This is a genomic window from Stenotrophomonas sp. ESTM1D_MKCIP4_1 (genome assembly GCF_003086895.1).
Lineage (GTDB): Bacteria > Pseudomonadota > Gammaproteobacteria > Xanthomonadales > Xanthomonadaceae > Stenotrophomonas.
On record NZ_CP026004.1, the window covers coordinates 3,849,361 to 3,862,606 of the forward strand.

General features: G+C 66.4%; 12 protein-coding genes and 1 pseudogene. 3 read left to right on the forward strand and 10 right to left on the reverse strand.

Features of this window, described 5'->3' with window-relative positions; translation table 11 throughout:
* Window positions 1–4: 4 nt before the first annotated feature.
* The 4 genes from C1924_RS17490 to C1924_RS20435 form a co-directional block, all read right to left on the reverse strand.
* Window positions 5–1,048 (reverse strand): sensor histidine kinase, encoded by a 1,044-nt coding sequence (locus tag C1924_RS17490; RefSeq protein WP_174208970.1) that lies wholly within the window; start codon window positions 1,046–1,048, stop codon window positions 5–7.
* Between the two features lie 3 nt (window positions 1,049–1,051).
* Window positions 1,052–1,711, reverse strand: a complete 660-nt coding sequence (locus tag C1924_RS17495) for an alpha/beta hydrolase (protein WP_079223585.1) — start codon at window positions 1,709–1,711, stop codon at window positions 1,052–1,054.
* 50 nt (window positions 1,712–1,761) lie between these two features.
* Window positions 1,762–3,690 carry a glucans biosynthesis glucosyltransferase MdoH gene (gene mdoH / locus C1924_RS17500; RefSeq protein WP_108767113.1) on the reverse strand — a complete coding sequence of 643 codons (1,929 nt, stop codon included), beginning with the start codon at window positions 3,688–3,690 and terminating at the stop codon, window positions 1,762–1,764.
* A 374-nt stretch (window positions 3,691–4,064) separates the two neighbouring features.
* Window positions 4,065–4,235 (reverse strand): hypothetical protein, encoded by a 171-nt coding sequence (locus C1924_RS20435; RefSeq protein WP_174208971.1) that lies wholly within the window; start codon window positions 4,233–4,235, stop codon window positions 4,065–4,067.
* Between the two features lie 214 nt (window positions 4,236–4,449).
* Between C1924_RS20435 and C1924_RS17510 the strand changes: the two genes are divergently transcribed.
* Entirely contained in the window at window positions 4,450–4,836 is a 387-nt protein-coding gene (locus C1924_RS17510; protein WP_108766441.1) for a DUF2628 domain-containing protein, read from the forward strand.
* A gap of 78 nt (window positions 4,837–4,914) precedes the next feature.
* On the opposite strand, the gene C1924_RS17515 is transcribed toward C1924_RS17510, so the two are convergent.
* Together C1924_RS17515 and C1924_RS17520 are read right to left on the reverse strand one after the other, a co-directional pair.
* A complete protein-coding gene (locus tag C1924_RS17515) occupies window positions 4,915–7,449 on the reverse strand; it encodes a methyl-accepting chemotaxis protein (RefSeq protein ID WP_108766442.1) in 2,535 nt (844 codons plus the stop codon).
* A gap of 213 nt (window positions 7,450–7,662) precedes the next feature.
* Window positions 7,663–8,556: an NAD(P)-dependent oxidoreductase gene (locus C1924_RS17520; protein ID WP_108766443.1), complete on the reverse strand. Its 894-nt coding sequence runs from the start codon at window positions 8,554–8,556 to the stop codon at window positions 7,663–7,665.
* A gap of 233 nt (window positions 8,557–8,789) precedes the next feature.
* Between C1924_RS17520 and C1924_RS17525 the strand changes: the two genes are divergently transcribed.
* A complete protein-coding gene (locus C1924_RS17525; RefSeq protein ID WP_108766444.1) occupies window positions 8,790–9,104 on the forward strand; it encodes a KGG domain-containing protein in 315 nt (104 codons plus the stop codon).
* 49 nt (window positions 9,105–9,153) lie between these two features.
* Here C1924_RS17525 and C1924_RS17530 read toward each other — a convergent pair whose 3' ends face one another.
* Together C1924_RS17530 and C1924_RS17535 are read right to left on the reverse strand one after the other, a co-directional pair.
* Window positions 9,154–9,774: a hypothetical protein gene (locus tag C1924_RS17530; RefSeq protein ID WP_108766445.1), complete on the reverse strand. Its 621-nt coding sequence runs from the start codon at window positions 9,772–9,774 to the stop codon at window positions 9,154–9,156.
* A gap of 163 nt (window positions 9,775–9,937) precedes the next feature.
* Window positions 9,938–10,390: a PA2169 family four-helix-bundle protein gene (locus tag C1924_RS17535; protein WP_108766446.1), complete on the reverse strand. Its 453-nt coding sequence runs from the start codon at window positions 10,388–10,390 to the stop codon at window positions 9,938–9,940.
* 657 nt (window positions 10,391–11,047) lie between these two features.
* On the opposite strand from C1924_RS17535, the pseudogene C1924_RS17545 reads away from it, so the two are divergent.
* Window positions 11,048–11,688: pseudogene (locus C1924_RS17545) on the forward strand (glutathione S-transferase family protein).
* A 41-nt stretch (window positions 11,689–11,729) separates the two neighbouring features.
* Here the strand turns inward: C1924_RS17545 and C1924_RS17550 are convergent.
* Both C1924_RS17550 and C1924_RS17555 read right to left on the reverse strand, forming a co-directional pair.
* Window positions 11,730–12,131 (reverse strand): hypothetical protein, encoded by a 402-nt coding sequence (locus C1924_RS17550; protein WP_108766448.1) that lies wholly within the window; start codon window positions 12,129–12,131, stop codon window positions 11,730–11,732.
* Window positions 12,132–12,188: 57 nt separating this feature from the next.
* Window positions 12,189–13,175, reverse strand: a complete 987-nt coding sequence (locus C1924_RS17555) for a glycoside hydrolase family 43 protein (RefSeq protein ID WP_108766449.1) — start codon at window positions 13,173–13,175, stop codon at window positions 12,189–12,191.
* Window positions 13,176–13,246 lie beyond the last annotated feature (71 nt).

The following is a 13,246-nucleotide window of genomic DNA, read 5'->3' on the forward strand; positions in this document are numbered from 1 at the left end:
TCCCTCACTGGATCGGCACTGTCACCTGACAGGCATAGTAGCCTTCGCTCCAGCCAGCCGTCATCCGCGCCGCACGACCAAAGCGCCATGCCAGCCGATGGCCGATGCTGTGCTGCGCGTGGCCGGCGCCCCGTGCCAAGGCCAACCCTGGGGCCTGCGGGTCCGGCGCCGGATTGCGAACTGTGATCTGCAGCTCATTGTCCTTGCAGACCAGCACCAACTCGATCGTGCCCCCTTCCGGCAGACGCGAAATGCCATGCAGCACCGCGTTTTCCACCAGCGGCTGCAGCACCAGGCGCGGCAGGGGCAGGTCCCACGGCAGTGGTTCCTCGCGCTGCCAGCGCACCTGAAGGCGGTCGCCCAGCCGCAGCGATTCAATCGACAGGTAGCGCTCGGCCAGCTCGCACTCGGCCTGCAGGGTGGAATCGCCTTCACCGGCACCCAGCGCAGCGCGGAACAGATCGGACAGGTCCAGCACCGCACGTTCGGCCACTGCCGGGTCACGATGCAGCAGGCTGGCAATCAGGTTCATGCTGTTGAACAGGAAATGCGGGCGGATGCGCGCCTGCAGTGCGTCCGCCTGCGCGCGCGCATTGGCCTGTACCTGCGCAGCCCAGCGATCACTGACATAGAAGTAGCGCAGCGCCAGCGCGGTGATCAGCGCCGTGGTCGCGGCACTGCCCAGGGTGAAGCGCCAGAAACTGATGCCGCGGGTGAAGTTGTCGCCGAGCACGGCATACAAGGCATGGACCACCCCCGCACAGGCCACCGCGATCAGCGCCGACAGGACGATGGCCAGCACCGCGCCGATCGCCTCGGGCAGCGTCGACAGCGCGCGTCGCAACAGGCAGAGGCAGCCGCTGACCGCCAACGAAAGCCACAGTGCGAAACCGCTGGCCGAAACCAGCTCACCCAGCGTCCAATGGCGGCTGCCATCGGGCGCCAGGGCCAGCACCACCACCACCAGTTCGGCCAGGCCGAGCATCGCCAGCACGCGCGGCAGGCGGCACAGTTCCGGCATCCACGGGGCGCTGGTGCTGGCAGCCATGGCTCAGGCCACGCCCAGCCGTTCCTGCAGCCAGTCACCCAGCGCCTGGATTTCCTCGGCGCAGACCTGGTGCGCCATCGGGTAGCGCTGCCACTGCAGCGACAGGCCCAGCGTGCGCAGCACCTGTGCACTGTGCTCGGCCACCGCCAGCGGAATCACCGGATCGCCACTGCCGTGCGCCATGAACACCGGCACATCGACCGCGCCGTCAACCCGGCGTGCCGCTTCGGCATCGGGAAGGTAGGTGGACAATGCGATCAGGCCCGCCAGCGGCGCAGTACGTTCCAGCGCAGCACTGAGGATGACCGCCCCGCCCTGCGAGAAGCCCGCCAGGAAGATGTGGTCGGCGGCGATGCCGCGTTCGATCTCACGCGCGATCAGTGCATCCAGCTGGGCCACCGATTCGCGCACGCCGGCCATGTCGGCACGCGAACGGAAATCCATGCCGACGATGTCGTACCAGCCGCGCATCGGCACACCGTTGTTGATGGTGATCGGCCGCACCGGTGCATGCGGGAACACGAAGCGCAGCGCCGGCCAGTGCGGGCGCACCAGCTCGGGCACGATGGGCGCGAAGTCGTGGCCATCGGCACCCAGGCCATGCAGCCAGATCACCGACCATTGCGGCGAAGCGCCGGTTTCCTGTTCCACCGTTTGCAGCATGATGCGGCTCCTTCAAGTTCGAGCCGCATTATGCCGCCGCCGTGGGGCGATCAGTACAGCGGCGGCTGCGCAGCGGCTTCGCGGCGCAGTTCGGCCGCACGCACCAGCACCGTCGGCGGGGTGTTCTCCTCAGGGATGTCCAGCAGCCCCAGGCGGTGCAGGAACGCACCCGGGCCACGCGAGGAGGTCAGCGCCACCACCGGAATGGCCAGCACCATGCCGATCACCACCGGTGCCATCCAGGCGGCCAGCGCCGGCGAAACCGACCACGCCAGCACGCCCATGAAGGCGCCGAACAGGCCCAGGCCGCCATAGCTGCGGACCAGGGTCCACCAGGAAATACCGCCGTCGTCGCGCTGCTGCGCATCCCAGCCCGAATCGCGGCCGGACAGCACTTCGGCCACGCCACGCGACTGCACGTACATCACCACCGGTGCCATCAGCGCCGCCAGCACGGTTTCCACCAGCATCGACACGAACGCCCGGATGGCCCCGCCGCAACCGCGGCGATCGACGGGGTCCAGCAGCATGGCCAGGTAACCCAGCACCTTGGGCATCAGCAGCACGGCCATGGTGGCGGCGAACAGGCGCACCACCTGCTCCTCATCCTGCGCGCGCCAGTAGACGCTGGGCGACAGGTGCAGCAGCGCATTGAAATCGATGCCTTCCTGGAACAGCGGGATGGCGATGCCGATCAGCATCAACATGCCCCACATCGGCGCGGTGAAGTAGTGGCCGATGCCGATCAGCATGTGCACGCGGCTGATCCAGTGCAGGCCGCGGGTACCCACCACCTTGCCGTGCTGCAGGTTGCCCTGGCACCAGCGGCGGTCACGCACCAGCAGGTCGGTCAGGGTCGGCGGGCCTTCTTCATAGCTGCCGCCCAGGTAGGGCACCATGTGCGCGGCCCAGCCGCCCCGGCGCATCAGCGCAGCTTCGACGAAATCGTGGCTGAGCACATGGCCGCCGAACGGCTTGCGCCCCGGCAGCGCCGGCAGGCCGGCCTGGTCAGCGAAGGCACGGGTGCGGATGATCGCGTTGTGGCCCCAGTAGTTGCTCTCCGCACCATGCCACCAGGCCACGCCGCGGGCGATCACCGGGCCGTACACGCGGCCACCGAACTGCTGCATGCGGGCAAAGAGCGTGCGGCCACCGATCACCGACGGCAGGGTCTGGATCAGGCCGACGTCGGCGTTGTGTTCCATGCCGGCCACCAGGCGCACGATGCTGTCGCCGGTCATCAGGCTGTCGGCATCCAGGATCAGCATCTGCGGGTAGGCTCCGCCGAACCGTCGCACCCAGTCGGCGATGTTGCCGGCCTTGCGCGCGCCGTTGTCGCTGCGGCGGCGGTAGAACAGCCGCACCCGGCCATCGGGCACCAGCTCACGCAGCTCGTTGAAGACCTGTTCCTCGGCGCGGGCGATGTCCTCGCGGCGGGTGTCGCTGAGCACGAAGAAATCGAAGCGTTCCAGCTGCCCGGTGGCAGCCACCGATTCATAGATGGCACGCAGACCGGCCAGCAGGCGTCGCGGGTCTTCATTGTAGGTGGGCATCAGCAGCGCGGTGCGGCTATGCACGATCGGCAGCGGCTTGTCCGGGTCGATGCCCAGGCGGTAGCCACGGTCGAACACGGCGGTGAGGAATCCGGCCACGGCACTGGCAAAGGACAACGCGATCCAGGCGAACAGGCCGACGAACAGCACCAGCAGGCAGGCCTCAAGCACGGTAATGCCATTGCCCGACAGCACCCGCCACATCATCCGCGTGGCCACGGCGGTCATTGCCGCAGTGCCGCCGAAGATATACAGGCGGCGCAGCTTGATCATGCGCGGAGAGGTGCGGTGGCGACGGACCTTCAGCGTGCCTTCGCGCAGGGTCTGCTCCGGCATCTCCAGCGGCGCCTCGGGCGGCAACAGCGCCCAGCCGGCATCCAGCTCGGGGTTGCCCGGGCCTGCGTGGGAGGTGGTTTGAGCTTCCATCACGTTTACTCCGCCCAGGCTGCACAGCTGGCCGTCCTGGCCAGGCGGCATGCACCAGGGTTCCCCGCGCGCATTCCCGGCGCCCGCACTTGTCCTGCCTGCGACGGCATCACGCCGCGCAGTCGATGTCTGTCACTACCGGAACCCACACGATCTCCAACGGGGCGGAATCGAAAATGCGGCCCAGTCTATGGCGGCAAATGTAAGCCGGGCGCGAAGGTCTACGCCGGGAATTTTCCCCATTCAGCAAACAGCGGGAGATGGCAGGCCCGAGCATGCCGCGCATACGCTGACGCGGCGGAAACTGGATCGAGCAAAATGATAACGATTCGCAATTGAGAGACCTGGCAGCCGCCAACCTTGGTTGGCGCCCGTCAGGGCAAGGTTGTCTCAGGTGCAGCCGGATCGCGGCTGGCGGCCGCGCGTGCGCGGTCCATCGCCACCGCCAGTTGCTGGCGGGCGAGCAGTTGTTGTGCCTGCACCACTTCAGGTGTCGGCAGAAGCACCGGGCCCGGTGCGTTTTCCGGTGTAACAGGTGTGGACATGCAACCTCCGTGGACATCCCGCCACTGCCAAGCCAAGGCCATCGGGCGAGCGGGACTGCGCACCCTATCCTAAAAAGAAGGCGGGTGGGTGACGGCGGCGCGATCCAGCGCACGGCCTTAACTGGTTCAGCGTCACATTTTTGACGGAACGGTGTGGTCGGCTGAATGCGACGCATTTATCATGAAAACGTTTTCCTACACGGACGTCCCATTCATGAATGCAGTCGATCTCTCCCAGTACAGCCCCAAGTGGCAGTTCCGCTTCAACTTCTTCCAGCAGCACGGCGCGCCCAAGGAACCGGGCTTCAAGCAGGCCTGGAAGGCCCTCTCTTTTGGCGACCGCCTGAAGATCAACCTCAACTTCTTCGCCTTCTTCTTCAACTGGATCTACCTGCTGATCCTGGGCATGTGGCGCAAGGCGCTGGTGGTACTTGGCATCTACGTCGTGCTGACCATCCTGTCGTTCATGCTGCCGGATATCGTGGCCCGCATGCTCTGGATCGCCACCAACTTCCTGGTCGCCTCCAGCACCAACTACAGCTACTACCTCGATCGCGTGAAGGGCAGCACCAGCTGGAACCCCTTCGAGGGCATGTTCTAAACCGCCGCCCGCGCCGGGCCCACCCGGCAGGCAGTGCAGACGACGCCCGGCTCCGGCCGGGCGTCGCCGTCTGCAGCATCAGGCCGCGCGCCGCGTGGCCGCCACCGGCACCTCGGCCTGCAGACGGAAGCGCGATACCGCCACCGCCAGCTGCTCGGCCTGGTCTTCCATCGCCCGTGCCGCAGCCGTGGCCTCCTCTACCAGCGCGGCATTCTGCTGGGTGGTTTCATCCATCTGCACGACCGTCTGGTTGACCTGCTCGATGCCGGCCGACTGTTCGCGCGAGGCGGCCGAGATCTCGGCCATGATGTCGTTCACCCGGCCGACCTGGCCCACGATCTCCTGCATCGTGCGGCCCGCACCATGCACCAGTTGCGCGCCTGCACCGACCTGGGCCACCGAAACGTCGATCAGCGCCTTGATCTCCTTGGCAGCGCCCGCCGAGCGCTGCGCCAGGGCGCGCACTTCGCTGGCCACCACGGCGAAACCGCGGCCCTGCTCGCCGGCACGCGCCGCTTCCACGGCCGCATTGAGCGCCAGGATATTGGTCTGGAACGCGATGCCATCGATCACCGAAATGATTTCGGCAATGCGCTGGGACGAGGTCTCGATCTGCTCCATGGTCTGCACCACCTGGCTGACCACCTGCCCGCCTTCGCTGGCCACGCCGGCCGCCGACGCCGCCAGGCTGTTGGCCTGCTGCGCATGCTCGGCGTTCTGGCGCACGGTGGAGGTCAGCTCCTCCATCGACGCAGCCGTCTCTTCCAGGTTGGCCGCCTGCTGTTCGGTACGGCGCGACAGATCGCTGTTGCCCGAGGCGATCTCGCCCGCCGCCAGGCGGATGCTGGCCGCCGACTGCTGGATCTGGCCGACGATCTGGGTCAGCTGCTGCACGGTGCTGTTGGCATCGTCCCGCATCACCGCGAACACGCCGTTGAACTCACCCTGCATGCGCGTGCTCAGGTCACCGGCCGCAATCGCGCGCAGCAGCGTGGAAAGCGCCGCCAGATTGTGGTCGCTCACCTGCATCATGGTGTTGAGCGTTTCCACCATGCGGCGGAAATCATGCTCGAAGCGCTGGGTATCGCCACGCACCGCAAAATCGCCCGCGGCCGCCGCTGCGGCCAACTGCTGGATCTGCTCGTTGATCGCCGCCAGGTTGCCCTTGGTGGTGGCCATGGCCGCAGTGAACACTGCTTTTTCGCCCGGCAACGCATCCATGTCCACGCTCAGGTCGCCCACCGCGTAACGCTGCATCACCTCTACCAGGCGCTGGGTGACGGCGTTGCTGGATGCCACCAGTTCGTTGCTGTCGGACACCATGCGGCCGTACTCGCCGGGGAAGGCACTGGCATCCATGCGGTAGCTGATCTGCCCTGCATCGTGGCGCTGCGCCATCTCCGCCTGCGCGGCCATCACCGCCTGCAGCGTGCCGCGCATGCCCTGCATGGCCTCCAGCAGGCGCCCCACTTCGTCGTTGCCACGCGGCGGCAGCGCCGTGTCCAGCCTGCCAGCCGCCACGTCACCGGCAATGCGCACGGCCTGCGCCAGCGGGGCGATGGCCAAGCGGCGCAGCAGCACGTAGACACCCGCACTGAGGGTGAGCGCCGCGATCACACCGACCAGCAGGGTCAGCCACAGCAGCTGCCGGGCTTCGGCCACGATCACCGCGTGCGGCACCACCACGCCCAATGCGAAGTGCTGCGGGGCATCGCCCACCTGCATCGGCACATACAAACGCACGTTGCCTTCGGCATCCGGCTCGAACGCCTCGAAGGTCCTGCCCTCGGCAATCTGCGCCAGCATCCTGCGGGTCACCGCATCGGTACGCGGCTTGCCGATCTCGGCCGCATTCGCCGCTGCCAGCACCACGCCCTTGGGCGAGAGCAGCTCGACCCGGCCAGCGCCCATCGGGGCCAACGTGGCCAGGTGCTTCTGCAGCGCCGCCAGCGAGAAATCGACGGTAAACACGCCGAGGAAGGTGCCGTTCTCCACGATCGGCGTGCTCAGCGTGCTCATCAGCACCTGCTGGCCGCCGATGGCATAGGAGTAGGGTTCACTGACCTTGGGCAGCTTGTCGCGGCTCGGGCCCATGTACCAGTCACCCGAACCGTCGGGCAGATCGGTGTAGGCGGTCATCGGCGACTGCTGGGTCTTGCCGTTCTCCCAGGCCCAGTAGCTCATGAAGCGACCGGTGGCATCGTGCGCCTCGGTGTCGACGAACTCCGCATCCTTGCCGTCGAAGGCGTTGGCTTCCCACATGGTGCTCTTGCCCACCCATTCCGGGTGCGCCTGCAGCTGCTGGCCAACGACCGCGGCCAGGGCGGCGCGGTCGGGGACATCCCCGCGGGCGCGCTGGGCGAGCACGGCTTCCACCATGGCATCGTTGCTGGCAAAGGCGGTGCCCAGATCGGCGGCGACCTTGCGGCTTTCGGCAACGGCTTCACTGCCCATCGTCTGGCGCGAAGCATTGACCAGGCTGGCACTGGCCTGGCGGTAGATCAGAAAGGCGGTCACGCCGAAGCAGAGCAGCGCGATCACGGCAGTGCCCAGCATCAGCTTGTGGGCGATGCTGCCCGGACGACGGGCAGCGGCAGAGCGGGAAGGAGGCATGGAGGGGTCCGCAGGCAGTTCAGGACAACCGGCACCACGACGGCACCGCGCGCACCGGGTTAACGGCCGCCGACGGTTCTGGTTGAGGAAAACCGTGGACTGGAACCTGAACCTGGTCAGCCAGGCCCGGTAGCGTCGAGCCTGCTCGACTGCTCTTGGCCTTTCAGTCGAGCAAGCTCGACTCTACAAAAGCCTGTCGAGCTTGGCTCGACGCTACAGGTCCACGCGGTCGCCTATCCATTGCGTGCGCGGCAGCACTTCGATGCTGCCCGCCGCATACTGCTGCAGCACGCCCTCCGGGCCGAAGCGTGGCCGCCAGCCCAGCACTTGGCGCAGCCGGCTGCTGTCGTACACACGGTCAATGCTCAGCGGCAGCGGCCAACCACGGCGGTCGAACTCCGCCAGCAGCTGCGGCACGCGCCGGGCCAGTACCTGGCGCGGGTTGGCGGCCAGTTCCAGGCAATCGCTGCGCTGGAACGGCGTGGCCGCGCAGGCGAGGTACCGCTCGAAATCCCCGCCCGGGTCCACCAGCAGCGCCGCATGGGCACTGGCCACGTCGCGCGCATCGATGCCACGATGCAGCCGGAATATCGCCATCCGCTCCGGCGATTCAGGGAAACAGCGCGCCATGCGCAGCACCCGCACCTGGAAGCCCGGCGCCGCCGCCTGCTCGGCCAGCGCTTCGGCCTGCAGCTTGGTGCGATGGTAGATGGTGCGCGGCAGCGGCTCGGTGGCTTCGTCAATCCAGCGGCAACCACCGGCCACCACCGCGTGCCCGTACAGCGCGGTCGTGCTGGTCAGCACGAAGCGGCGCGCGCCGGCCTGCCGGGCCAGCTGCAGCAGCTGCGCGGTGGCCTCCACATTGATCTGCTCGAACACCGCATCCGGCACCAGGCCGACATGCGGCGCGTGCAGGGCTGCGGTATGAATCACCGCATCCACCCCCTGCACGGCGCGCTCCAGCGCCTGGCGGTGGGTGATATCGGCAATGATGCGGGTGGTGTTGAACGGGCTGCGGTCCAACCCCACCACGTCATGCTCGGCAGCCAGCGCACCGAAAATCGCGCGACCGATCCGCCCGGAACTTCCGGTCAACAGGATCTTCATTGAATCCATTCACTCGACATCGCCCGGGAGCTACCGGGATGACCTGATTCTAGGCATGCGCGCCCGCGCGGCGATAGCCTGTTCACGTGCGTGGCGTGATGGCGCAGCGTCAACCGCCTGCATGGCCCACGTGAAAGCTGCCGTGGCGATGTCCACCTGCCATTAGCCCGGCCTGTGCAGCATGGAACCGGTCGTCGAAGCTGGCGGCGTCCCTTCCGCACAGGAGACACAGCATGGCCACTGCACCCCACGGCACACAGAACCGCGGTTTTGCCTCGATGGATGAAGATAAACAACGTGCGATCGCTGCCAAGGGCGGGCGCGCCGCGCACGCGTCCGGCAACGCCCATGAATTCAACTCAGCCGAGGCACGCGTGGCGGGTCGCAAGGGCGGCGTGGCAATCAGCCGCAACCGCCAGCACATGGCGGCCATCGGCCGCGAGGGCGGCCATGCACGGCATGCCAATGCGCAGCGGCAGCGGCAGCAGGAGCAACAGACGCCTGCCGCATCGACCTGGCCGCGCTCCACACCCGGGCAGCAGAGCTGACAGTGCCCGGCCTCACCCGCACCAGCGATGGCAGATCATCGGCCTCTCATCACGGCGCGGCGCATGACCCACGGGTGGGGCAATGCATGTCCAGCGGCGGGGCCACCTTTTCCCGGCAAGCCTCGTCAGGGCAACTGGCACGCAATGCATCCACCCCGGCTGGCGATGGCTGGCCGCTTGCTGCGCGTGCCAGTTGCACTTTGAACGGATGTCTTTCCAGCAGCCAGGGCTGCCGGCGCTTTACCAGCTGCAACGATTCATCTGCCCGGTCGCTCACGTAGAGGGTGCCGCCCGTCACGTCCATCGGCGCGCTGCGCCACGTGGCATTGATTTCACCGATGTAAGTAACCTGGCCGGGGACCACAGTGAACGACACGGACGCCGGCTCGGCATGAATCTCCTGTCTGACCATGGGGTTCTCGAACAGGACGCCCGGGTAATAGCGGCCCTGTTTCATCGGTACAGCCATCAGCCCACCACGGCACGCGAACTCGATGACGTGGCCACCCTGCACGGGCGCGGTGCCGCTGGCATGCACCATCAGGATATTGACCCCACGGCCACAGTGGGTGGAAACCAGCACCACGCCCTGGTCCGGCGCGAGCACCGAATCCGGTTTCACATACGCCACCTTGCAGCCCGTCAGCGCCAGCAACAGCACGCCACCCACGCATGACATCCTTTTCATGCATTTCGCCCCAGGGGTTCGTGCGCGCATCCTAGCGCGACCGCAGTCAGGCCGCCACGGCCTGCGGGAGCAGGCTCCGGGGAAACAAAAAGGCCCCGCTCGCAGCGGGGCCCGTCGCACGGCCTGGGCCATGCGGCTGCAGCGATCAGGCCGCCTTCATCGCATGCTTGCGGTCGCGCATCACGCGGTGGCAGTCCTGCACTTCCGGCAGCCATGCGGTCACTTCCTGGCGCACGGCCGGCGGCAGATCGTTGTCATTCAGCACATCCTTGAAGGCCGCCAGCAGGCGATCTTCCGATTCTTCCAGCTCGGCCACATAGCCATAGTTGGTATCGCCGAAGGCGGCGCGCACCTTGCCGTAGAACTGCTGCATGGAACCGACCATCGTGCCGTGCTCGGCCGGCTTGCCGCCGGTGGCTGCAACGGCGCTGCTCAGCGAGGACACGATGCGTGCCTTGACGCCCGCAATGCGCACGAACAGGGCCGACAGCTCGGTGTCCTTCACCTTGGTCGCGGCTTCTTCGTAGAACGACTTGCCGTCGCGGGCGATCTCGATCAGGTCGTTGAGGCGGTGTTCGATGGTGGACTGGGTGCTCATGGTGGTTCTCCTTGATCGGGTCTGCGGGATGAGGGCAGCGGTGTGTCCGTTGCCTGCAGGACCAGAGTGGAGGAGTGCATGTGGGGCGCGGGTGAGCAGCGATTGATGTGGAAATCACGGCGTGGAATAGCACCTGACTGTTCACGCAGCGTTGCGCAGCGTTCACGCCAAGACAATGTTTCTCGACTGCCAACCGTGTTCAACGCCGTGCGTGGGCAGAGGCGAATTTCGACAATGAAGACTGCTCAATCGGCAGATCGCTCGCCATGCACCACTCCACGAAATCGGCTACTGGGACCGTCACCCGGAGGGGATCTGCCCCGTTGACTCTCGCTATCCACATGTGCCGTTCAACATCCCTCTCCCACGCAGCAAACGTCTCGTGCCATTCCCGCTGAGGAAGGAGCGCTTTGAACACTTCATACTCCTCTTCAAGGAAGGAGGCGTAAGAGAGGCGAGGTGCGGAATCGAGGACGGGAGGAAGCGGCACCAAGGCCGGACGACGGATTTTCATGTGCCGAGGCTTGCAGTGGACTGCCTGCAGTATCGGCGCACGACCTCCTGGCCCGTCAATGGGCTGAAGAGGCGGTGTCGATTTCCCCGCCTGTCATTCGTCGGAACGGGAAAGGCAGGCCCTTCGCCTGCAGGAGCACCGCCATGCACCCGACCATCACCGCTTTCGCCACCTCCCCGACCGTGGCCAGGGCCTGGCCCGCGACATGCGCGTGCGCTGGGCTCTGGAAGAACTGGGCATCGCCTACGACGTGCAGCTGCTCACCTTCGCCGAGATGAAGGAGCCTGCACACCGCGCGCGGCATCCGTTCGGGCAGATTCCTACCTACGAGGAAGGCGATCTGCGGCTGTTTGAATCGGGCGCGATCATTCTGCACCTGGCCGAGCAACACCCCGGCCTGCTGCCCAGCGACGCGACGGGGCGTATGCACGCCATCATGTGGATGTTCGCCGCCTTGAATACCGTGGAGCCGCCCATCGTCGAACGCTCCATGGCCTGGGTGCTGGAACGCGAACAGCCCTGGTACGCGCAGCGGCTGGTGATGCTGGATGAGCGCGTGCGGCGGCGGCTGGATGAATTGTCAGCGCGACTGGGCGACGGCCCGTGGCTGGACGGCGCGTTCAGTGCCGGCGACCTGCTGATGGTGTCGGTGCTGCTGCGCCTGAAGAGCAGCGGCATCGTCGATGACTTCCCGTTGCTGGCCACCTACGTGGCACGCGCGACGGCGCGGCCGGCCTACCAGCGCGCGTTTGCCGCGCAGCTGGCGGTGTACCAGAATGCGTAGCAACGCGGCGGACATGAAGGCATGCCGCAGTCACGCACGGATCAAGTGCGGCGGCAGGCCGCCTGCACCAGCATCATCAGCGCCACAAGCATCAGCATCGCACCGCCTGACAGCAGCCAGGGATCGATGTACCACTGCTCATTCAAGCTGAAGCTGCCGGCGGAAATGCGCTTCCAGCCATTGAAGTGCTGCATGGCCGCGACCACGAACGCAAAACCGCCCGAGGTGTAGGCCAGCCACGGCACCACGATGCCGCCGGGCCGCGCGAACAGCAGCAGCACCCCCAGCAGGCCGATGACCGTGCGCTGCACGCGGCAGTACGGGCAGACATAGGCCAGCCCGCTCCATTCAATTGCCCAGGCCAACAGGCTGATCAGCACGGCCACCGCGGCGGCCGTGTACAGAACCTTCGGTGGAATTGTCATGCTGCCGGTGTGTGCCACGCCACGCTCCTGTGCTGTGCAGACCCGGCAGCGTAGCGTGATTGCCGGCGAAGTGGGTCAGCGCAGCGGATCGGCCGCCACGCCCTCATGGGTGATCTTCGCCGGCAGGATGTGGCCCTGCGCATCGAATTCCATGCGCTCGATGGCGGTCACGCGGTGGTCGCGGGCGCTGTCACCCAACGGGCGGCGATGGTAAACGATGTACCAGCGGTCGGTACCCGGCACCTGGATGACCGAGTTGTGGCCCGCGCTGGTGGCAATGGACGCGTCCTGCTGCAGCACTTTGCCGACACGCTTGAACGGCCCCGTGGGTGCATCGGCAATGGCATAGGCCACCGAGTAATCGGGGCCACCCCAGCCGCCCTCGGACCACATGAAGTAATAGCGGCCACCGCGCTTGAACATCAGCGAGCCTTCCACGTATTCCGGTGCCGGCGTGATTTCCTTGAACAGCGTGCCATCGGCCAGCGGCAGCACGCCGGTGAAGTCATCTTTCAGGCGCACGATGTTTGCGTGCTTCCAACCGCCGTAGATCATGTACCAGGCGCCGTCGTCATCCTTGAACACGAACTGGTCGATGGGCTGCGCGCCATTATGGAAAGCGCCGACCAGCGGCTTGCCGAGCAGGTCCTTGTAAGGCCCTTCCGGGCGGTCGGCCACGGCCACCCCGATGCCACCCGGTTCGCTTTCGGTCTTGATGTCGTTGGCGGCGAAGAAGAAGTAGTACTTGCCGTTGTTTTCCACCACGGATGGCGCCCACATCGCGCGCTTGGCCCAGGGAACGTTCCGCGCGTTGAGGACATCGGCATGCTTCGTCCAATGCACCAGATCGGGCGACGAAAACGCATCGAAGGTGGTCTGCGCGTCGTACTCGGCGGAGGTGGTCGGGAATATCCAGTAGCGGTTGTTGAATACCGCTGCTTCCGGGTCGGCATACCACCCTTTCAGGATCGGATTACCCGAGGTGGCCGGCGGCGCAGCCTGCGCGCCCGATGCCAGTGCCGCTGCCATGCAGGCGGCCATCATCCACTTGCCCAACGCCATGCCGTGCGCTCCCGTGCTGGATAGATGGGAGCATATTAGATCGATTCAGATGCGGAATGCGAAGGCGGCCC

Bases quoted from the DNA above. Each gene is read 5' to 3' on its own strand.
- C1924_RS17490 (WP_174208970.1), bottom strand. From the start codon at position 1,048: ATGGCTGCCAGCACCAGCGCCCCGTGGATGCCGGAACTGTGCCGCCTG.
- C1924_RS17495 (WP_079223585.1), bottom strand. From the start codon at position 1,711: ATGCTGCAAACGGTGGAACAGGAAACCGGCGCTTCGCCGCAATGGTCG.
- mdoH (WP_108767113.1), bottom strand. From the start codon at position 3,690: ATGGAAGCTCAAACCACCTCCCACGCAGGCCCGGGCAACCCCGAGCTG.
- C1924_RS20435 (WP_174208971.1), bottom strand. From the start codon at position 4,235: ATGTCCACACCTGTTACACCGGAAAACGCACCGGGCCCGGTGCTTCTG.
- C1924_RS17510 (WP_108766441.1), top strand. From the start codon at position 4,450: ATGAATGCAGTCGATCTCTCCCAGTACAGCCCCAAGTGGCAGTTCCGC.
- C1924_RS17515 (WP_108766442.1), bottom strand. From the start codon at position 7,449: ATGCCTCCTTCCCGCTCTGCCGCTGCCCGTCGTCCGGGCAGCATCGCC.
- C1924_RS17520 (WP_108766443.1), bottom strand. From the start codon at position 8,556: ATGAAGATCCTGTTGACCGGAAGTTCCGGGCGGATCGGTCGCGCGATT.
- C1924_RS17525 (WP_108766444.1), top strand. From the start codon at position 8,790: ATGGCCACTGCACCCCACGGCACACAGAACCGCGGTTTTGCCTCGATG.
- C1924_RS17535 (WP_108766446.1), bottom strand. From the start codon at position 10,390: ATGAGCACCCAGTCCACCATCGAACACCGCCTCAACGACCTGATCGAG.
- C1924_RS17555 (WP_108766449.1), bottom strand. From the start codon at position 13,175: ATGGCGTTGGGCAAGTGGATGATGGCCGCCTGCATGGCAGCGGCACTG.